The following is a 20,516-nucleotide window of genomic DNA, read 5'->3' on the forward strand; positions in this document are numbered from 1 at the left end:
CTCAAGAAGGGCCAGAGATGGAAAATCAAGCCTCCTCAGCAAGCGTCTCTCTCCTGGAAACGCTCATTTCTTTCGCATCGGTTTCCCTGACGCCGAACATCGCGCTCATCCACAAGGTCCAGGACATCCTGGCGGAAGCCGGCATCGAATCGATGCTCGCGCCCGACCCGCAAGACCCCAGCCGCTCCAATCTGTTTGCGACGGTTGGTCCGGTGGGCGTTCCGGGCGTCCTGCTCTCCGGCCATACCGATGTGGTGCCGGTGGAAGGCCAGCCCTGGACTTCCCCCCCTTTTGAGGCAACGCACCGGGATGGCCGCATCTACGGACGCGGCACAGCCGACATGAAAGGCTTCGTGGCCTGCGCCGTCACCGCCATGGTGGCAGCCGCCCGGCAGCCGCTCCGGCGCCCCTTGCAGCTGGCGCTGTCCTTCGACGAGGAAATCGGCTGCGTTGGCGTGCGCCACCTGCTGCGCCGCCTGGAGAACAGCCTCCCCGCACCCTACCTGTGCATTGTCGGCGAGCCGACCTTGATGCGGATCGGCACCGGTCACAAGGGCAAGGCTGCCTACCGGGCGGTCTGCTGCGGCCAGGCCGGCCACTCAGGCCTGGCGCCCAGGTTCTTCAACGCCATCCACATGGCCAGCGACCTCGTCGCATCCCTGCGGGACCTGCAGCGTGAACTCGCGCAAAGCGGCCCTCGCGAGGAGGGCTACGGCGTGCCCTACAGCACGGTCCACGCTGGCGTCATCCACGGCGGCCGCGCCTTGAACATCGTGCCCAGCGAATGCGAAGTCAGTTTCGAGATTCGCAATGTCTCGGAAGATAAACCCGAGGAGATCCTGAAGCGCGTCCTGGAACGCCTGGCCGAGCGCGTCAAAAATGAGGCGCTGGATCCTGCGGCGCCCTTGCCAGACATCCAGATGACAAACAGCTATCCCAGCCTGAACACGCGCGAGGATTCGCCTGCTGTCGGCCTGCTTGCCTCGCTGCTCCCCGCGGGCACCCCATGCGCCAGGGTGGACTATGGCAGCGAGGGTGGATTGTTCCAGCAGAGCTGGAACGAAACGCCAGTGCTGATCTGCGGGCCCGGGAGCATTGAAGTCGCACACAAGGCCGACGAGTATGTGGAGCTGGCGCAGATCGAAGCCTGCGACCGCATGCTGGCCGGCCTCGTCGAATTTCTCTGTCAATAAGTCCTGGCGTCCTGGCCGGCTTCGGCCCGGACGCCTCAGGACGCTATCAAAATGAAGTCAGCAGGATGCTGCGGTCGACCGACTGGATATCCGTCTTGCCGCAAAACGCCATGGAGAGATCAAGCTCGTTCTGAATGATGTTCAAGGCCGTGGTCACGCCTTGCTCGCCGAGGGCGCCCAGGCCATACATCATGGCGCGACCGATATACGTGCCACGCGCCCCGAGCGCGATAGCCTTGAGCACATCCTGGCCCGAGCGGATGCCGCCATCCATATGGACTTCCACCCGATCCCCGACGGCTTCCACGATGCGCGGCAATGTGGAGATCGATGACGCGGCGCCGTCCAGCTGGCGCCCGCCATGGTTCGACACAATGATGGCATCGGCGCCGCTTGCCACCGCCAGCCGCGCATCCTCGGGGTCCTGGATGCCCTTGACGATCAGCTTCCCATCCCATCGCTTCTTGATCCATTCAACATCCTGCCAGGACAGACGCGGATCGAACTGCTCCTGAGTCCACTCCACCAGCGACCCGATATTGTCGACGCCCCTGGCATGCCCGACGATATTGCCGAACTGACGGTGTCTGGTACCCAGCATGCCCATGCACCAGCGCGGCTTGCTCGCCATGTTCACAAGGTTGCGCAGGGTCGGCTTGGGCGGCGTGGACAGACCGTTCTTCTTGTCCTTGTGCCGCTGGCCGAAGACCTGCAGGTCCATCGTGACCACGAGCGCCGAACAATTGGCATTCCTGGCACGGTCGATCAGGCTTTCGACAAAGGTCCGGTCGCGCAGCACATACAGCTGGAACCAGAACGGATGGCGTCCGGTCGCTTCCGCCACCGCCTCGATCGGGCAGATGCTCATGGTGGACAAGGTGAACGGGATGCCGTGCCGCTTCGCCGCGCGCGCGGCCAGGATTTCTCCATCGGCGTGCTGCATGCCGGTCAACCCGGTGGGCGCGATCGCCACCGGCATGCTGACCGGCTGGCCCACCATGGTGCTGGCGGTGCTGCGCTCGGTAATGTCAACCGCCACGCGCTGGCGGAATTCGATACGCTGAAAATCCGCCTCGTTGGCACGGTAGGTATATTCGGTCCACGATCCGCCGTCGACATAGTCATAGAACATGCGCGGCACGCGCTTTCTCGCCAGCCTGCGCAGGTCTTCAATGCACGTCATCTCGGCCATGGGAACTCCCTTGAGAAAAACAAAAAGCTGCCGGATCACCCGATCCGGCAGCTCGTGCGTGCAACCTCGTTACCAATGACAGGTCACCGTGCAGCCTCAAGAACAAGCTCAAGACCGCTCATACGTCATGTAGCCGTTCTGGAGCACGATATGGTCAGCGATGTATTTCGCATCGTGCCAGACGCCATAGATGAAGGACGACGCCCGGTTGACCAGATTCGGCAGGCCCAGGAAATAGATGCCGCTTTCCGCGGAGATGCCGCGCTTGTGGAACGGATCTCCCTTCTCGTCGAAGGCATTCTTCACGTTCAGCCAGTTGAAATCAAACTTGAAACCGGTCGCCCAGAGAATCGTGGTGATGCCGGCGTCAGCGAGGTCGAGGCTGAGGATCGGGTGCTTGAGGCACTCCGGGTCCGGCAGCAGCTCCCAGGCGTCAGGTTCCGGCGGAAACGGCAGGCCATTCTCTTCGATATAGGCATCCGCTTCGCGCAGCACGTCGAAGTAGGCGCGGTCGCCCTCGGCGATGTTCTCGGGCAGGCCTGGCTCGAACGTCATGACGCCATCCTTGTAGGATTGGGTCAGGCCGACCAGGTTGATGCCCGCGTGCGCCAGGCGCCGGAAATCAACGGTCTTGCCGCCTTCATAGCCGCTCACGGCGAAAGCGACGTGCGCCTTCTTGGGCCGGATCCTCACTTCATCCCACAGGCCGAGGGCGCCCAGCCACCAGCAGTAGTCACGGCCACGGTACGCGCGCGGCGGGCGGTAATGCTCGCCGACCGAGAGGTAAACCGTCTTGCCGGCCTGGCGCAGCTCTTCGGCGATCTGTGAGCCGGAAGCGCCCGCGCCCACCACGAGCACCCCGCCTTCCGCCAACTGGTCCGGATTCTTGTAGGCCGAGGAATGCAGCTGCCGGATTTTTTCGCTCTCAGGCACGATCTTCGGATAGGCCGGCGTCTGGAACGGGCCGGTTGCGGCAACGACGTTGTCTGCGTCGATGATGCCGTCGGATGTCGTCACCCTGAAGCCGGGACGTCCTTGATGCCGTTCCACCCGCCTGACTTCCACGCCGGTACGGACCGGCGCCTTCAGCATGGCGGCATAGCTCTCGAAATACTGGGCCATGCGCTCTTTCGACGGAAAGGTCTCCGGCGAAATGCCTTCGAATTTCATCCCGGGAAAACGGTCATGCCAGGCCGGTCCATTCGCGACCAGAGAATCCCAACGTTCCGAGCGCCAGCGTTCTGCGATTCGGCTGCGTTCCAGCACGACATGCTGCACACCCATGTGCGCGAGATGCTCGCTCATCGCGATGCCCGCCTGGCCAGCACCGACCACCACGGTGTTGATTTTTTCCACTGACATTTGAATTTCCTAAGAATGATCGCCCCGGTCAGTCGCCCCGGCACGGAAGCTTCGACGGCAAGGCGTACTGGCGCCCTGGAGACATCGCTCATCGACGGTGGCCAGTTTGATGAAGCCCACCTCGTTTGAAAATCACGTTTTTCAAACTCAGGACTTAGGAAAAAGTAAAGCGCCGGCCGAAGGGTGCCGCACCGCCACCCCGCACCCGCGCACCACCCGCGCACCACAAGGCGTTCCCGGCCATCGCATCCGCGCCGCCGGCGCAGAAACCGGGCATTTCGTTTTTTCCGAGGGACCGCATCAGTTTCTGCAAAGTCCCGATACTGGCTGTTTGACTTATCCTGCTTGCCAGTACCAGCTCGGCCTCGATGTCATTGGGCCCAAGCCTGGAGCACGGCATACTCCTCAATCTCTGTACACCTATGAACGTAGCCAACTCCGAGCCTGCCGCACAGCAACACAACGCACAGCCCGATACCGCAGTCAGCCTGGAACGGGTGGTCAAGAAGTATCACGACCACACCGTGCTGCACGAGCTCTCGCTGAAGATACGACGCGGGGAGTTCCTCACCCTGCTGGGCCCGTCCGGCTGCGGCAAGACGACGCTCCTCAACCTCATCGCAGGCTTTGCGGAAGCCGACACCGGCGAGATCTTCATCGATGGCCAGCCGGTGACCTGCGAGCCGCCGCACAAGCGGCAGATCGGCATCGTCTTCCAGAATTACGCGCTCTTTCCCCACATGACCGTCGAGCGCAATATCGGCTATGGCCTGCGTATGCGGGGCGTGGGCAAGGACGAAATCGCACAGCGCGTGAAGCAGGTGATGGACCTGGTGAAGCTGGACGGCCTCGGGCACCGCAAGCCGCGCGAACTCTCGGGCGGCCAGCAGCAGCGCGTGGCGCTGGCGCGGGCGCTGGTGATCCAGCCCAAGGTACTGCTGCTGGACGAGCCCTTCTCGGCCCTGGACAAGAACCTGCGCGGCTCCATGCAGGTAGAGATCCGGGAAATCCAGCGCCGCTTGCGCCTGACCACGGTATTCGTCACCCACGACCAGGGCGAGGCGCTGGCCATGTCCGACCGGATCGCGGTGATGTCGAACGGCACCATTCGGCAGATCGCGTCGCCGGCCGATCTGTATCAGAACCCGCAAGACCCGTTCGTGGCGTCCTTCCTGGGCGACGTGAATATCCTGCCAGCGCATTATCACGGCCAGACGGCAACGGACGTGCAACTGCGCCTAGGCTCGGGGCTCATCAGCTTTCCACATGCCCGCCTGGCCGACGCATCGCACGACGGGGAAAGGCTGGACGTGTACGTGCGCCCGGAGCACATCAAGCTTGAGCATTTGCATGCCGAATCGGTGTTGAGCGGCACGGTGATCAATCACGTCTACCAGGGCGATCACATCAATACGTTCATCGACGTGGACATTCCGATGACGGCCCGTCAGGTCGTCACGGTGCGCAGTGCGGGCCTGGGCGCCATGCAGCAATGGCCCATCGGCTCGGTCGCGGGACTTGCGCTGCCAGATGAGGGTGTCAGCATTTTCAGTCCGCAGAAGCGGACGTAAGAGCAGATGCAAGAACGCAACGCGAAGGCATGACACAACGCGTCAGACAACGCCGCCTGAGAGAACACACCCATGACCAGTCTTCCCCGCTCCATGCAAGCCATCATCGCCCGTGAACCCGGCGACGCCGGTGTGCTAACGCTGGCCGAGCGCCCCATGCCCGAGCCCGGTGCTGGCGAAGTCCTGCTACGCGTGCTCGCCGCCGGCGTCAACCGGCCCGACATCATGCAGCGTCAAGGTATCGCCAAGCCCGCGCCCGGCATCACCGACGTGCTCGGGCTGGAAGTCTGCGGCGAAGTGGTCGCCTGCGGTCCCGGTGTGGACAGCCAGCTGATGGGCCAGCGGCTGATGAGCCTGGTGCCCGGCGGCGGCTATGCGCCGTGGTGTACGGCGCCGGTCGATCAGTCCTTCATCGTGCCCGGCACGCTTTCCGATGTTGAGGCAGCCGCCTTGCCCGAGGGGCTGTTCACCGTGTGGCACAACCTGTTCGAGCTGGGCCGCCTGGCCATGGGCGAAACCGTCCTGATCCACGGTGCAGCCGGCGGCATCGGCACGCTCACGATCCGCATGGCGCATGCCGCCGGCGCAACCGTCATCGTCACGGACAACGACGAAAGCCGTTTTCCGGAACTGCGCGCCATGGGCGCCGATGCGACGATCTGCTGGCCCACCACCGATTTCACCAAGGCCTGCCTGGAGCACACCGATGGGCGCGGGGTCGACGTGGTCATCGATATCGTCGGCGGCGACTATGTCCGCCGCAATCTTGCCGCCATGGCCTTCGGCGGCCGCCATGTCAGCCTGTCCTTCATGCAGGGTTCGGCGGTCAATGTCGAACTGCTGACGCTGATGCAGCGCCAGTTGAGCCTGCACTCGTCCACCATGCGCCCCCAGAGCCATTACGAAAAGACCCGGATGGCCCAGAGCCTTGCCCGCCATGTCATCCCGCTGCTGAAGAACGGACGGGTCAAGCCGCGCATCCACGCCACCTTCCCGCTCGCGGAAGCAGTCGCGTCCCACCAGATGCTGGAAAGCGGCAAGGTCTTCGGCAAGCTGGTCCTGATCCCCTAGAGGCCAATTAACCATGCTGAAACTCCTTTTCGCTCCGACCTCGCCATTCGTGCGCAAGGTCATGGTCTGCGCACACCTGACGGGGCAGGCCGAATCCATCGAGCTGCTGGACAGCGCCGCCCATCCGGTGCGGCGCGACCCGCGCATCGCGGCCCACAACCCGCTCGCCAAAGTCCCGACGCTGATCCTGGAAAATGGCCAGTCCATCTATGACAGCCGGGTGATTTGCGAGTACCTGGCCAGCCGGGCAGACGCCGCGGACATCTTTCCCGCCTCCGGCCCCGCGCGGTGGACGGCCCTGACCCGCCAGGCGCTCGGCGATGGCCTGCTCGACGCCGCGCTGCTCGCGCGCTACGAACGGACCGCGCGCCCCGAGGAAGTCCAGTGGCCCACGTGGCGCGAAGCGCTGCTGACGAAAGTCAGCGCCTGCCTCGAGTCAATCGACGCCATCGCACCGGACCTGGTGGAAGAACAGCCCACCATCGGTGAAATCACCATTGGCTGCGCGCTGGGGTATCTGGACTTCCGGTTTCCCGAACTCGACTGGCGCGCCCAATACCGCAACGCGGCACGCTGGAATGAGGCTTTCCAAAGCCTGCCCGCCATGCAGGCCACGCGCCCCCACGAAGGTTGAGATACAGAGGCAGAACATGAGCGAGAGAATCACCATCTGGTTCCTGAACGGCCCCAACGCCAATCTATATGGCCTGGACGCCAACAAGACCTACGGCAGCGACAGCTTTCCGGTGCTGCAGTCTCGATGCGAGAAAAAGGCCGCGTCCCTGAATGCCGACCTGCGCTTCTTGCAGTCGAACTACGAGGGACAGCTGGTCGACTGGATCCAGGAAGCGCGCGGCGTGGCGGACGGCATCATCATCAATGCGGCCGGCCTGACCTACTCGTCGATTCCGATCCTCGATGCCTTGCTGTCTTTCCCCGGCAAGATCATCGAAACCCATATGAGCAACATCTGGAAGCGCGAGCCGTTCCGCCACCACTCCTACATCTCCAAGGTGGCGGATGGCGTGATCGCCGGGCTGGGCGGCGACGGCTACGAGTTTGCCATCGAGGCCGTCACGCGGCTGGTGCAGAAGGGCAGAGCAGCGGTCTGATTTCCCGTGCACACGCTGAACGGCAGCAAGATGTACTCTCGCTGTCGTCCTTGCCATTATTCTCAATGCAGTTGCCAAGATGCCAATTTCTGAAGACACCCCCTCGGGCGCGCTGGCCTTCTACAGCGCATTCGACGATTTCGACACGTGGAAGCGCGCGCTCCAGGCCCAGCTCCCGAAGCTGAAGGTCATTCACTCCAGCGAAATCACCCGGCCGGCCGACATTCACTACGCGCTCGCCTGGAAACCGCCGGAGAATTTCTTTGCCGGGATGACGAACCTGCGCCTGATCGTCAATCTGGGGGCGGGGGTTGATTCACTGGTTCAGCGGCAGGACCTTCCCCAAGGCATTCCGATCACACGGCTCACGGACCCGCAGATGGCGCGCATGATGGCCGGGTACGTGCTGTTCGCTGTGCTGCGGCACGCCCGGGACATCCCGTACTTCGAGCAGGCGCAGCGGCGGGGTGAGTGGGCCTACCGTCATCCCCGTTCTCCGGAAGACATCCGCGTGGCGGTTCTGGGGCTCGGTCAGCTGGGCGCGAGAGCGGCGCACGAACTGCAGCGCCAGGGGTTCGAGGTGATCGGCTGGTCGCGCAGCCCGGCGCAGATCGAAGGCGTGGAATGCTTTGCAGGACTGGAAACGCTCGACACCGTGCTCGGACAGGGGGACATTGTCGTCGTGATGCTGCCGCTCACGCCGCAGACGGCTGGCATCCTGGATCGGGCGCGACTCGAGCGGCTGCCGCGAGGCGCGGCCTTCATCAACGTCGCGCGGGGCGCACTGGTCGATCAGGCGGCGCTTACGGACCTGCTCCAAAGCGGCCACATCGGCGGGGCAACCCTGGACGTTTTCGAGCGCGAACCTTTGCCTGCCGGGGATCCGCTGTGGAGCATGCCTAATGTGCTGATCACACCCCACCTGGCTTCGGTGGCGATTCCGTCGTCTGCGGCGAGGCAGATTGCGGAGAATATTGTTCGCGTTTCTGCCGGGGAATTGCCGGAGAACATCATCGATCCAGCACGTGGATATTGAGGTATGGACTACGTCCGGCGTAATGCGCCGGACACGTGGAAGGGGTGAGAGACGCGATCAAAATGGAGCGAAGCGGTTCTGGCTTGGCGGCGAAGAAGGGACTCGGGTCGCGAGCCCGGCTTGTTCCAATCAGGCAAGTAACCCTGACCGGCTGCTTTCTCCATAGCGGGCGTCTACATCAGACTGCTGTTTCGCTGGGTGACATGTCATCACGCAGAGGGGCACATCACCCGACACGTTGGATATCCGGCAGCTTCCAGGTCTTGTCGAACCAGGGCTGCAGCGGACCGTAGAGGCGGAAAATCGTAAACCAACTCTTGCCCGGAACCGTCTGTACCCAATTGTCAACATTCGTGGGTCGCTTAGGGCTGAAGTAGACATCCACGCTGCCGTCCGGATTCGCCTTTGGTTTGGTCTGGCTGGAGAGGCTGGGGAAGCGCTGATCAGTTTGCAACATGGAGCGCGTCTGTGTGTCATACAGGACAACCGACCAGAAATCTTTGGCCGGCACATCGGCGGGAACGCGCAAACGATAGGTCTTTGCACCATCGAAAGCCTGGCCGTTCGCATCCAGATTGGCCGATGCGTATTGTGACCCAACCCCCGGCATCGCTACGGCCATTGCGGGTGTGTTGACCGTGGCCGCATAGAAGAACATGGTTCGCGCGTCGAAATTGCGCGCCCCGCCCTTGGTCAGCCATTCGTAGCTGCCGCCAATGAACGGTGTATTCCAGTGGGCATTAGGATAGATTCTTGCTTCCTTGGCTCGGCTGCGAAAATCAATCGAACGGGCAATGGCGTTCCCGGTGGCGACTGCGTCGGTGAGGATCTTCTTCATTCGGGCATCGGGCGCAAAGGGCTGGCCCTTGACCAGTCCGATGTCATTAAAGATGCCCATCATGTCGGGGCCGTACGAATCCTCAGGTTCTTCCTGGACGATCTGGTTAAGCTCGGAAAAGAAGCTGAAATCGTTGGCGTGCACCGTATTCATTTCCCGGCCAGAAAGTTCGACGAAGTTCGGCTCGTGCGGCCGACCAGCCTCGGAGAGCGGGTAGACGCGCATATGCTGCCGGATGCTGTCCACTGCCGCCCGGGTCGACCCGTCCTTCATAAAGCCGCGACCCAGCACCAGGTTGCCGTAGGTCGGGGATTTGAAGGTGAAATAGCCTTCCGGCACGGTGCCCTTGTAATCCGGAGGCAGGATCAGGTACTTCCCGCCCTTGCCCTTGTCAGGGCCGGCATTGCCAAGGTCGGCAACATAGCGGAACCAGAAGTCGTTGACTACGCCCAGCACGTTAGGAGGACTCTCGATGACGACGGGGCCGTTCTTTAGGTCAATCCACGTTGCGTAGTAAATGCTTTCGGTATTGGCCGTCAGGTACAGCGACCTTGAATCCATCAGGTCCTGAAAGATGCCGATCGTTCCGTTGACTGCGCCGACGGCGCGACTGCCAGTGCGCAGGCCCACCATGGAGGCGCCGGGAATACCGTTGAGAAAAGCTTCGATGCCGCGGCTGAAATCCAGCTGATCATAGACCTTGGAAGCGGTATCCTCTGTCGGCACACCATCGAAGAAGCGCAGCGTGCCGATGCGCGTTTCAACCTTGTCCGGCGTCGTGATCTGCGGCGGAATAAGCGTCGTCATTTTGTACTGCCGCTCGTCGGCACTGGCGGACGGCGTGGCGAGGGTGGCTATTGCGACGGCCAGTACAGCCCTCTTTAGTACCGTTGGACTGCTTTCCGAGCGGTTCAACATGAACGCCTCCTTCTCATCATTTCCGGATCTCCGCCTTCAGGCGCCGAAAAGCTCGCTTGGGACCAAAACGCGGGCGACCCCGAAGAGTCATCCTATAGTTTTCGTCTCACAGAAAATGCAATGATGAACCCCGCGCCCCGCGCACATTATTCGCTACGAGTCGTCCGCGGTGTTTCGCGGCACATATTGGCACAATGACGTTACGGATCATCCTTTAAGGATCCTCTCTTCGGCAATTGAAAGATTTAGTGTTGCGAAGTAAAAATATCCGTCGTTGGTTCAACGAGTCGGCGACTCGACAGGTGCCGAATGACTGGTTCAACGACAGCAGACGTAGTCTGTCGGTCTTCGAGGGGGCAGCAACTAGCTTAAGGAGCAGTCACTCAACTGTAATTTCCCGATGACCGCTACTGGCCGTCTGCGGGCATAGTCGGCACGAACTACCCCCGGCTCAAACGCGTCTTTGGTTCCCGCGAGGCGATCATGGAGGCTAACGACTCCGACTTGTTCGACGCCTTGGCGACCCTTCATTCATTCCACGATCGATTCCGCTTCTTCGACGGAGGACTTGCCACGTGGAAGCGACAGTTCCCAACATTCAACGACCCAAAGCGGGTGCGAGAAACTTTGGCATATTTGGTCCATGGGGCCGGTGACATTGTGGAACGCATGGCAAATGCCATTTACTCCCCTCGCTACAAGCTTGACGAATTCGGCTGACGATGAGGACTGGCCATTTCCCACGCTCACGGAACTTGTGAAGTTACGGTGGTAAGGGAAACCCAGGGTCGCCTATCGACCCCAAATTTCTCCTCACGCACTCCATAACCGGTTTGCAGCGATTGCGGTCCATCGAGGAGGAATGGTCCTGTAATCGGCCAGACCCGGAAGCTCAGAAGAGTCAACCAGGCGGCGAACAGCCGCGCCTGCTCCGTGCGCGGGTCGTGGCGCAGGAAGCGAATGCGCCTGCGCACCTGGTCCAGCAGTCGAACGGTGCGCAACGGAGGTAGTCTGTCTGGTGCGCTGGGAGGGGGGTTCCGCGTAGGTGCGATTGACGTGACAGACATGCGGTATAAACGCGTCGGCGGTTAAGCAGCCATAGAGGAGGAGCAAAAATGAGAAACCTGAATCGATACGTTTTGGTGTTTGCAATGCTTGTTCTGCAAGGGCATCAATCTCTCGCGCAGGTTCCGCCAGACCTGCCACAGGCGTTAGTCGACGCAAACGAGGCGTACGAGAACATTGTGAGCGTCGAGAAGATTCTTCGTCGCATTGAGAACGGCGAAGACCCTGGAGCCGAGCATTTTGGAAGCGACTGGAGCAAGCTCGTCGACGGCTACCGGCGAGCAGGACAGAAACTCGACGCTGCAAGCGAGGGCGACTACAAAGATGTAGTGCTCACACCTGTCTCAGCCGAGGCGTTGGCCAAGTGTTCATCGCGACCTGCAGCCGTGGAGGTGCTCAGGGAGAATGCGAAGGCGCTGAGCAGTAAGGCAGCCGCTCACAAGAGCGAATTGCGCGATCTAGATGAGCAGAAGAAGCGCATCGACAGCAATCGAGAAGCGCTTAAGTACATGATCGACATGACGAGGCAAGCCGCCCATGTCCCGGTGATCGGATCAACCTTTGTGTGGGACTGGTATGCCTTGGAAGCTGGGGTGCGGCCTGCGCTCGGCGCCTATGACCAATCGGTTTCGCGTTACCGAAGGAAGGTGGTGCGCGCACGCGATAGAACGGAAAGCCAGCTCGAGAATCTCAACCACAACTGGATGATGCTTCCGGCATGCGAACCGAACGCCCATCCAGCCGCAGGAACGTACGTGGGAAACAAGGGTAGTAGTCAGCAACACCGGCTCGTTATCAATGCCGATGGCCGAACGGGACTCTACGTCGTCAGGAATGCGTCGGGCTACACGGCCAGCGATGCAGTTCGCAACATTTCCATCAATGGTACTTCGATAAGCTGGATGGATAGTGCGCCAAGGAGTGGCACGATAAGCGCAAACTACAAGACGATCTCCCACAAGTCCTGCTCGCAGTGTACCCCGGCAGTGTTGAAGCGGATCAACTGATCCCGCACCGCGCGATTCTCAATGCAATGCAGGAACCTTAAACGACAAAACCCCGAGACGCTGGGCCGCCGGGGTTAAGTCTTTCTTGAAACATAGATCATCATAGAGGTCGTCGTAGTAATCGTCGTCAGGCGACTGCTCTCGTGGCTCCTCGCAGGCAGCCAGCCTCGTACCGTCCCCCCCAAAAAAATAACCGCAGCCGAAGCTGCGGTTATTCCATCCCACCGGAGCTACACCCCCGGCCACATCAGCATCCCCACGCCACCGGACAAATCTCCGCCGCCGTCCGATCAAACTTCGCCTTGATCATCTCCACCAGGCACCGGATACCAAAGCAAGCATCCGAACATTCGCTTTCCACTTCCAACAGAACCAGCACCCTGTCCAATCCAGCACTGATGCAATTCAGCGATTCGCGACAATCTTCCAGATTGGCGATCAAGACGGTTTGTTGTTTCGACGCGGTTTGTTCTTCCATTGCGAGCTCCTATCAAAGTTGGAAGTCCCGCCTGATACCTGCATTAAAAGGGTGGCGGGCCTGACAGCGGGGGTACCAATACCGGCTCATTAACAGGATAGTCCGGCCAGCCTTGCGGCTGCCCCGCCCCGGCCCGCCATTAAACTGAGGGATGTGGACGTGCGACTTTGGCCGCATGAGACGGCCACCTGTAATGAGATCCGGGTTGGTACGCCCGATCACCGTTGTCTCGGTGATGGCTCTAGTGTCCCCATCTCTGTCGTCTATGGCGATCAGACGATTCGCAATCTTCCGGCGCTTCGTTGTCAGGCAGTTGCCTAGCGAATCCTGTCGAACCCGCCAGCGGCCCAGCGCTCGGCGCTGTCCCGCGTCAGCCGAAAGTCGGGCCGCACCTTCACAGTCGCCAGCACATCGCCGAAGGCATCTTCAGCCGTGAGCGTGCCAAAGGGCTCGAATTCGTCCGGCGTAATGACGAGCTTCACAATCACAGTGCCGGATTCAGACTCGATACTGACCTGCTTGTTGAGCTGCGCATGCAGTTGCTGCTCATGCCGCCGGATCACCTCTGAAGCGGTCTTCACCAGCGTCTGGTGCGCGGTGGCATCCAGCGGCTTGGGATCGACCTTGTTCCGTCCCATGGTCCAGGGCCCGACCAGCGCGGGCTCGGCGCTGCCGTCGCGGATCATTTCGACTGCCCAGCCGTCGCCATCCTCGTTCTTGATGACGCGGGCGGTCCAGCCCTTGTCGCGCCAGAGGCGGGGTTCGTGGATGGCGGTGGATTCGTGCTCGGGGAGCGCGTCGTCGGTGTGGTGCATCAATCTCGTGGTACGGGTCGGGGAACCCGCGAGGATACTATAGGGGCCGGCAGGCAGCGTTCGGCCGTGCGTGTTGGCGCCCGGCAGTTGCTGAAAGGCCGGCCGGCGGCGGGGTTGCTCCCCTCTTAAATGAGTTCCTTCATCAAGCGCTCGACAGTCATCGGTCGATTGAAATTCAGGAGTAATGCTCGCATTGCGGACGCACCTTCAGGAACATGCCGGAAGGTCATGCTATCCCTGATCCTTCTCAAACAGCGCGCTTTCCAGTAGCTCACGTGCCTCCCTTCCATGAAGCCAAATGCAACGCTTCCATTCTTCGGTGGCTCCGTGTCTTCCTAAATATGCCTCGCGCTCTTCGGCGGTTAAGGATTCCCAGAATGGAGACCAATAGTTATCCCACCAATATTCAAGGTCGCCTTGCAGGAATCCCAGCTTAAGCGGTTCGCTAATCTCCGGGAAGGCGACCCACGGAGGCGGTGGACTTGAGTTGGCCACTACTATGCGATCAAACACCGAAGTATCGTTGGTCATCACTGACACTATTGATCCAGTAAACTCATTACTGAACGCAATGGAAATGAGAAAATCTACAGCCTCATTGCCGCTGCGTTTTATATACAAGTGCTCATCAATTTTATCGAATCCGATTTTAATGTCTTCGATAAACCCATGCACCTTATCCGACTCCAGCTGAAAGTGAGCGTAAAAGGCATTTATGCCCGCTCCGGGTAATAAGCTGGAAATTTCAGGGTACTTAGATGGCCTCTTTTCAGTCACTGATAGTTGCATCGCATCTAGCGGACGAGCAAATAAACGTTGCAATTCTTCCCGCGAGCGGCCGAAGCGTGCTCGGAGAGCTCGATTCCGCTCCTCGGCGATACGCCTGTGAGTCAACATGTCGCGCAATTTCTTGAGCACTTATCTCACTCCATTTGATCGACCACCCAGTCCGCGCCCCAATAACCTAGGCTTCCGCCGATGATGCCATGGCTAGCGCCGCGCCGGCAGTAGCCGGGGCGCTTGCGCTATCGATCACGGGACAGCCCAGCAGGCTGCCGTTCGCGGCCAGCGTCGGATACGCATATGGGTCTTGCGCCGTGCGACAGCCTGCTAGGCGCGGCTGAACATCGACTTCCTGATAATGGCATGCACGCCCCAGTTGCCATTGACCACCTGCGTGATACCAAAATCCACCGCAACCGAGATCAGCGCGACCGCCTCGTCCTCACTCAGCCCCTTGACCGACATAAGGAAGCGGCGTGTCTTGCGGAAGGCGTCGCGCATGGCGTCGTCCAGGGTGGACTTCAGGTAGATATGGCTCTGCGCCATCTGGCCCAGTTCAGCCAGGTGGTTCGGCGAGCTGAAGCCGTGCAGGATCCATTCGTCGGCGGTTTCCACCAGCGGGTAGCTCAGGTCGGCGAAGGGGGCGCCGCGGTCGATCATGGTGCTCTTGTGCAGGATGAGCTGGAAGTCACCGGTGAGCGAGCATTCGATGGCCGTGCCGCACAGCTCGGAGTCTCCCTGGGAGGCATGGGGATCGCCAATCGACAGCAGGGCGCCCGGTACGGCTACCTTGAGGTAGACGCTGGCGCCGCGGGTGACGCGCCAGTTGTCCAGGTTGCCGGCGAAGCTTGAGGGCGGGATGGAGTCGATCAGGCCGTCCTGCGCCGGCGCCACGGCGATGACGCCGAAGTGGGGGCGGACCGGGATCTCGATATCGCGCAGCACGTCGTAGTTTTTGACGATGGTGTCGTGGTCGACTGGCACGCCGGGATAGTCGATGGTCGGGTGCAGCACGCCGAACGGATCGCGCTGCGGCGTCCAGCGGAAGTTGTAGACCGCGCGCGCACGGCTGTCGGCGCGTTCGCAATCGATCTCGAAGATGGTGACCACTTCGCGCTCGCGCGGCTCGGTCAGCATGTCGCGGTAATGAAAGCCCCACCAGGTCGCGGCGTTGCTGCCGAAGGCCCTGCCGGCAAAGCGCGGGTTGCAGCATGGGCGCGGCCGCACGTCCAGGATGCGCACCTCCAGCACATCGCCGGGCATGGCGCCGCGCACCGCGACCGGGCCGGTGCAGATATGCACGCCAAAGCCTTCGCCCGCGCCGCGGCCATAGACCGAGGCGTCGATGGGGCCCGCGCCGCGCCGGTTGACGTTCTTTTGCTCCGCGGTCCAGTGAAAGACGCTTTCGGCGCCGGCGTCGCCGTCGATCATGCGTTCCCGGTCGTCAGAGGCGTGCTGCGTCAGGGTTTCGATGGTGACGGTGTCGCCGGGCATGACCTCGAGCACGGGCGGCAGATCGTGGCTGAGATAGCCCCAGTGCACGGTCTTGTCCGTGGCCTGCAGCCAGTGGTGCCGGCCTTCCGGGCGCGCGGCGTGCGAGCGGGCCTGGGTGATGGGGACGATGGTGGGCGCCGCTTGCAGGCGCGCAGCAGAGCCATCGTTCGCGGGCGCGCCAGGACTGGCCGGAGCGCGTTTCGCATGGGCCGGAAGCCCGCGGGAGACATTCTGCGGTGGGCGATGCTCGGGCGTGTTCGCGGCCTGCTCACGGTAGGCGCGGGGCGAGATCCCGAACTGTTCGCGAAACGCGTGGCTGAAGTGCGAAGGGTCGTTAAAGCCCCAGCGATAGCAGATGTCGGAGACCGAGAGCTTGTCGTATTGGTGGTTGGCCAGGTCGGCCCGGCATCGCTCAAGCCGGCTGGTGCGCAGGTAGGCGGAAAAGCTGCTGCCGGATTTCTCGAAGAGCTTCTGCAGGTAGCGGGCCGACATGCGCTCGTCTGCGGCGATGGCGGCGAGGCTGAGCTCCGGCTCGGCAAGGCGTGCGTCAATGCGGCTGCAGACGCGCGCAAAGACGGCCGCGCGCGAGGGCGTCATGTCCGGCGGTGCGCTGGGCTGGCTGTCGGCCAGCGCGGCGTCAAGGCAGGCGGTGATGGTGTTGTCGAAGGGCTGGATGGCCTTGGCGTTTGCGGACACGATGGTGTCGAAGCTGGCCGCCATGGACTGGAGCAGGCGGGCAAACAGTTCCGCGGCGTCGCCGCTCAGCACCAGCGCGGAGCGAGGCAAGGGGGCGGTGATGCGTGCGCTCAGCAATGCCTGGCCGATGTGCACGATCAGCATCCGGAAGCTGGTGGCCAGGGCCAGCCTGCGGGCGGCGTGTTCCGGCACGCAGACCACCTGCCCCGGCCGCAGCGGTTCACGCAGTTCCGGCGCAGCGAGGTGCGCTTCGCCTTCGGTCAGCATCAGCAGCATCAGGCCGCGGCCGTCGCCGCTGGTGATGGCCAGCGTCTGGGGGACCGATGCAATGCAGGTCAGCTCGATGCCCGCGGGGGTGGTCCGCGACTCGATCGTGCCGTGCAGGGTGTGATCCGCGCACAGGCTTTCGCAATGCAGGCGTGCGGCGCGGAGTTCGTCACGCCAGGCTGCGCCGCGCCGGTTGCGTGGATAGGCTTCGGTGGAAAAACGCAAAAGGTGCAATTGAGCCTCCCTGGCATCACGCTGCAACAGCGAAAACGGGCGGACATTGCTGTCCGCCGCGCATCCAAAGCATTTCTTGCGAAGGCCAGGCCCTCCGCTAGCCGAACAGCAACTGCCCCCGCATCGCGGCCACCAGTACGAATCCCGCGAACGTGCCAAAGATGGCGAAGATCCCGCCGAGCACGTTCGGGGCCGGTATCGGCGCACGTACCGCAGTGTAGATAACGCCAGTCACCAAGCCAACGGCTGCGGCCTGCAGCTCGGTGCTGCCCAATGCAATTTCCACCATGTCATTCCCCCATCTCATGAATTGCGCGTGATTCAGCGGCTTTCCGGCGGCCGCCCGAAGGCGATGGTCCTGCGCCACGCGTGCACCATCAGATAGCCGATGTAGGTGAAGAGGATGGCGCAGATCCCGCCGGTGACGTTTGGCGCGGGGATCGGCAGGTTCAGCCAGGAATACAGCGTGCCGGTGACCAGGCCGACAATCAGTGCAACCAGTTCGTTGCGTCCTATATAGACGTATTGCATGCGGCGCTCTCCCTTTGTATTGAGTTGACGGCTCAGCCCTTGTCCTTGGGCGGGAAGATCGAGCGCGGCATGGTGCAATGGATGCCCTGGGTGCCATCGACGACCTGCGTCACGCCGAAGTCAGCCGAGACGCTCATGAGCGAATAGGCATCGTCGCGCGAGAGTCCCTGTTGCTCGGTCAGCAGGTGGATCATGTCGCGGGCCGCGTTCTTGCCGGCTTCATCCAGGTCCTCGTGGAAGCCATGGACGACCCAGCAATCCGGCGTTTCCAGCAGCGGCGACGGGAAGTGGAAGTCCTTGCGCAGGACGATCTGGAACAGGACGTTCAATGAGGCCTCGATGGCGGTGCCGCTGATCTCGCCGTCGCCTTGCGAGATATGCGGGTCGCCGATCGAGAACAGCGCGCCATCCACCTGCACCGGGTAGTACATGGTGGCGCCCGCGCCGATGCGCCAGTTGTCGATATTGCCGCCATGCAGGCCGGGCTCGACGGTGGTGACGCGGCCGCGTGCGTCGGGCGCGACGCCAGCCGTGCCAAGATGCGGGCGCACGGGAACGCGCACACCGGCCAGCGCGGGCTGCCGGCAGCATTCCCGGTCATCCACGAGCTTGCCGGGGATGGTCATCTTGCCGGGGTAGTCGAAGGCGTACAGGGCATGCGCGGTGTTGGAGCGCTGGTCCAGCTCATAGATGGTGACCCGCTCCTTCTCGAACTCCTTGTACAGCTGGCCCCAGTGGGCCGCGGCATTCGCCCCGAAACGGAAGCGCGGAATCATCTGCAGGTAGCGCACCTCCAGCACGTCGCCGGGCTTGGCGTCTTCGACATAGATGGGGCCGGTCATGATGTGCACGCCGGGGTTGCGGTCGTCGTGGGGAATCGCCCGGAAGATCTCGCGAATGGCGTCGTCCATCATCAGGTCGGGGGCATCGCCGGCATGGTGGGTCACCGCTTCGGCGCGGATGAGGTCACCGCTTTTCACGGTCAGGGCGGGCGCCTTGGCGGCATCGAAGTAGCCCCAGTGGACGGTCTCGGGGCGGGCGGGCAGGTCGTGCAGCATGTTGTCTCCTATGTTTTCTTGCAGCCGTGTCCGCAGCCGTTCACCCGGTGAGCGGCTGGATTCGATGAGGTAATCAGGGACACTGGCTATGCGTGGCAGGCGGGGTATGCCTGGTACCGCGCGGCAGTCCTGCTGGCGCCGCGCGGTGAGTCAATACTAGGGACAGGGCGTTGCGGGGCAGTAGGGCGATTCACCCCAAACTCTTGTGTTGCTGCGTACTAAGGTAAACCCGCTGCACGATGCCGGGTCGCGGCGGACTGTTAATTCTTGGTTGACATCGTGTCAACGATCTATGGAATTGTCGACAACGCCTTGACAGTGCAGAAGCCCGGCAGCGCCCGGGGCTGATGCTGAGGATGGCAGGGGCCCCGGGGATGGATGCCGCGCAGGTTGCGGGGCTGAAGGCCGCCGGGGGTGGTGTAAGTGGCTGTGCGGCGCCGGCAATGCCGGCGCCTGCTATTGCTGTTGCGATGGCGCCTCGGGCCATTTCCCCTTGCGGGGAAAGCGCATATCGAACTCGGTGAACACGTGCTCTTCGGAGCGGCAGCTGATGCTTGCCCCCCAGCTGTTCAGCACCTTCTGGCAAAACGCCAGTCCGATGCCGGTGCCGCGATGCGCCGGGTAAGAGAAGAAGGGCTGGAACATCCGGGCCAGCACTTGCGGCGGCACGCCAGTGGCGGTGTCGCGGAACATTACATGGACGGCGTCGGGCCGGACCTCGCAGCGGATATGGATGGTGCCCTTGCCGGCGCGCTTGGTCGCTTCCAGCGCGTTCTTCAGCAAGTTGGTCGTGACCAGCCCGAACAACTGGGCGTTGCCCATCACGTAGGCGGGGCCAGGCAGGTCGACGGTGACCAGATCCAGGTCGCTGTGCTCGAACGGAAACCGGCCGACAGCGTCGCGGATCACACCGCCCAGTTCGAACAGCTCCTGCGTGGCGTTGTCCGGGTTCTTGGAGTTGGCGACCAGCAGTTCAATGCTGTTGCTGATATGGGCCAGGTCTGATTCCATCCGGGCCACGGCCTGCATCAGGCCGTCGCGCTGCGGCGTGTCCTGGTCCAGGGCCGCCGGCAGCCGCGCCTTGAGGCCCCTGGCAGTCATGGCCAGGCTGGTCAGCGGCGTGCGCAATTCGTGCGCGACGGTGGCCAGCGCGGCGGCCATCCCGCGCCGCTTCTGTTCGGCCAGCAACTGGCGGTCCAGCTTGATCACCACCAGCACCGCGATGACAAAGCCGATCACCGGCAGCTGCAGCAGTACCGGCTCCCACGGGATTACGCCCATGGAGTTGCCCGCCAGCACGAACAGGGCGATGGCTGCGGCGGCCCCTGAGAACAAGGCAATGGTCGCGAACGCGGTGTTGAAGTGATACAGGATCACCACCGCGATGATGACCGATTCGGCCCACACCATGGAGCCGCCATTCTCCAGGTAGAAGAAGATAAAGGCGAACGGCAGGCCTACGGTAATGGCAAAGAGCGCATAGGGCGGCAGCCAGCGACGGTCCGAGAAGGCGGAGGCGAACAGCAGCGGCACGAACAGCGCGGTGCAGACCAGGCGCAGCCAGAGGTTTTCATAGGGCTGCGGGAAGATGTAGGACCAGATCACGTAGTACAGCGGGTGTCCGATCACGCCCAGCGCGCCCACCATCTGGATCCGGCGCAGCCGGATGACGCTCTCCTCGTCCAGCAGGGTGGCCCGCGCGGCGGTCTCGAACACGGTCTGCCACGCATGGCGGGCGACGCCGGCAAGTGAGGTGCGGCCGTCTTCCGCTTGCGCTACCTTTGCATCCATCTCC

Annotated in this window: 18 protein-coding genes; 7 read left to right on the forward strand and 11 right to left on the reverse strand. The window is 62.3% G+C overall.

Annotation, left to right across the window (positions count from 1 at the left end; genetic code table 11):
- Positions 1 to 17: 17 nt before the first annotated feature.
- Positions 18 to 1,193, forward strand: a complete 1,176-nt coding sequence (argE, locus tag AC3WLF_RS13395; protein WP_492358360.1) for an acetylornithine deacetylase — start codon at positions 18 to 20, stop codon at positions 1,191 to 1,193.
- Between the two features lie 46 nt (positions 1,194 to 1,239).
- Here the strand turns inward: argE and AC3WLF_RS13400 are convergent, their stop codons facing one another.
- Together AC3WLF_RS13400 and AC3WLF_RS13405 are read right to left on the reverse strand one after the other, a co-directional pair.
- Positions 1,240 to 2,385, reverse strand: a complete 1,146-nt coding sequence (locus AC3WLF_RS13400) for an alpha-hydroxy acid oxidase (RefSeq protein WP_492317991.1) — start codon at positions 2,383 to 2,385, stop codon at positions 1,240 to 1,242.
- A 108-nt stretch (positions 2,386 to 2,493) separates the two neighbouring features.
- Positions 2,494 to 3,747 (reverse strand): flavin-containing monooxygenase, encoded by a 1,254-nt coding sequence (locus tag AC3WLF_RS13405; RefSeq protein ID WP_492358361.1) that lies wholly within the window; start codon positions 3,745 to 3,747, stop codon positions 2,494 to 2,496.
- Between the two features lie 422 nt (positions 3,748 to 4,169).
- Between AC3WLF_RS13405 and AC3WLF_RS13410 the strand changes: the two genes are divergently transcribed.
- The 5 genes from AC3WLF_RS13410 to AC3WLF_RS13430 all read left to right on the forward strand — a co-directional run bounded on the left by AC3WLF_RS13410 (position 4,170) and on the right by AC3WLF_RS13430 (position 8,537).
- Positions 4,170 to 5,318 carry an ABC transporter ATP-binding protein gene (locus AC3WLF_RS13410; RefSeq protein WP_427309071.1) on the forward strand — a complete coding sequence of 383 codons (1,149 nt, stop codon included), beginning with the start codon at positions 4,170 to 4,172 and terminating at the stop codon, positions 5,316 to 5,318.
- Between the two features lie 72 nt (positions 5,319 to 5,390).
- Positions 5,391 to 6,389: an NAD(P)H-quinone oxidoreductase gene (locus tag AC3WLF_RS13415; protein ID WP_492317990.1), complete on the forward strand. Its 999-nt coding sequence runs from the start codon at positions 5,391 to 5,393 to the stop codon at positions 6,387 to 6,389.
- Between the two features lie 13 nt (positions 6,390 to 6,402).
- Complete coding sequence (locus AC3WLF_RS13420; protein WP_492317989.1) at positions 6,403 to 7,023, forward strand: glutathione S-transferase; 621 nt, start codon at positions 6,403 to 6,405, stop codon at positions 7,021 to 7,023.
- A gap of 16 nt (positions 7,024 to 7,039) precedes the next feature.
- Positions 7,040 to 7,501 (forward strand): type II 3-dehydroquinate dehydratase, encoded by a 462-nt coding sequence (locus AC3WLF_RS13425; protein WP_492317988.1) that lies wholly within the window; start codon positions 7,040 to 7,042, stop codon positions 7,499 to 7,501.
- A 79-nt stretch (positions 7,502 to 7,580) separates the two neighbouring features.
- The gene (locus AC3WLF_RS13430) at positions 7,581 to 8,537 is read left to right on the forward strand and encodes a 2-hydroxyacid dehydrogenase (protein ID WP_492358362.1); all 957 of its coding nucleotides are present in this window, start codon (positions 7,581 to 7,583) and stop codon (positions 8,535 to 8,537) included.
- A gap of 226 nt (positions 8,538 to 8,763) precedes the next feature.
- On the opposite strand, the gene AC3WLF_RS13435 is transcribed toward AC3WLF_RS13430, so the two are convergent.
- The gene (locus tag AC3WLF_RS13435; RefSeq protein WP_492317986.1) at positions 8,764 to 10,293 is read right to left on the reverse strand and encodes a DUF1254 domain-containing protein; all 1,530 of its coding nucleotides are present in this window, start codon (positions 10,291 to 10,293) and stop codon (positions 8,764 to 8,766) included.
- A 1,115-nt stretch (positions 10,294 to 11,408) separates the two neighbouring features.
- Between AC3WLF_RS13435 and AC3WLF_RS13440 the strand changes: the two genes are divergently transcribed.
- A complete protein-coding gene (locus tag AC3WLF_RS13440; RefSeq protein ID WP_492317985.1) occupies positions 11,409 to 12,365 on the forward strand; it encodes a hypothetical protein in 957 nt (318 codons plus the stop codon).
- Between the two features lie 247 nt (positions 12,366 to 12,612).
- Here the strand turns inward: AC3WLF_RS13440 and AC3WLF_RS13445 are convergent, their stop codons facing one another.
- The 8 genes from AC3WLF_RS13445 to AC3WLF_RS13480 all read right to left on the reverse strand — a co-directional run bounded on the left by AC3WLF_RS13445 (position 12,613) and on the right by AC3WLF_RS13480 (position 20,512).
- Positions 12,613 to 12,843: a hypothetical protein gene (locus tag AC3WLF_RS13445; protein ID WP_492317984.1), complete on the reverse strand. Its 231-nt coding sequence runs from the start codon at positions 12,841 to 12,843 to the stop codon at positions 12,613 to 12,615.
- A gap of 317 nt (positions 12,844 to 13,160) precedes the next feature.
- The gene (locus AC3WLF_RS13450) at positions 13,161 to 13,658 is read right to left on the reverse strand and encodes a hypothetical protein (protein WP_492317983.1); all 498 of its coding nucleotides are present in this window, start codon (positions 13,656 to 13,658) and stop codon (positions 13,161 to 13,163) included.
- Between the two features lie 231 nt (positions 13,659 to 13,889).
- Positions 13,890 to 14,576: a hypothetical protein gene (locus tag AC3WLF_RS13455; protein WP_492317982.1), complete on the reverse strand. Its 687-nt coding sequence runs from the start codon at positions 14,574 to 14,576 to the stop codon at positions 13,890 to 13,892.
- Between the two features lie 192 nt (positions 14,577 to 14,768).
- The gene (locus AC3WLF_RS13460) at positions 14,769 to 17,132 is read right to left on the reverse strand and encodes an acetamidase/formamidase family protein (protein WP_492317981.1); all 2,364 of its coding nucleotides are present in this window, start codon (positions 17,130 to 17,132) and stop codon (positions 14,769 to 14,771) included.
- Positions 17,133 to 17,229: 97 nt separating this feature from the next.
- Positions 17,230 to 17,421, reverse strand: a complete 192-nt coding sequence (locus tag AC3WLF_RS13465) for a DUF1427 family protein (protein ID WP_010812533.1) — start codon at positions 17,419 to 17,421, stop codon at positions 17,230 to 17,232.
- Positions 17,422 to 17,453: 32 nt separating this feature from the next.
- Positions 17,454 to 17,663, reverse strand: a complete 210-nt coding sequence (locus AC3WLF_RS13470; protein ID WP_492317980.1) for a XapX domain-containing protein — start codon at positions 17,661 to 17,663, stop codon at positions 17,454 to 17,456.
- A gap of 32 nt (positions 17,664 to 17,695) precedes the next feature.
- Positions 17,696 to 18,721 carry an acetamidase/formamidase family protein gene (locus tag AC3WLF_RS13475; protein ID WP_035827381.1) on the reverse strand — a complete coding sequence of 342 codons (1,026 nt, stop codon included), beginning with the start codon at positions 18,719 to 18,721 and terminating at the stop codon, positions 17,696 to 17,698.
- A gap of 456 nt (positions 18,722 to 19,177) precedes the next feature.
- Positions 19,178 to 20,512 (reverse strand): sensor histidine kinase, encoded by a 1,335-nt coding sequence (locus tag AC3WLF_RS13480; protein WP_492317979.1) that lies wholly within the window; start codon positions 20,510 to 20,512, stop codon positions 19,178 to 19,180.
- Positions 20,513 to 20,516: the final 4 nt, after the last annotated feature.

This window comes from Cupriavidus sp. FW306-01-F10A, assembly GCF_058782785.1.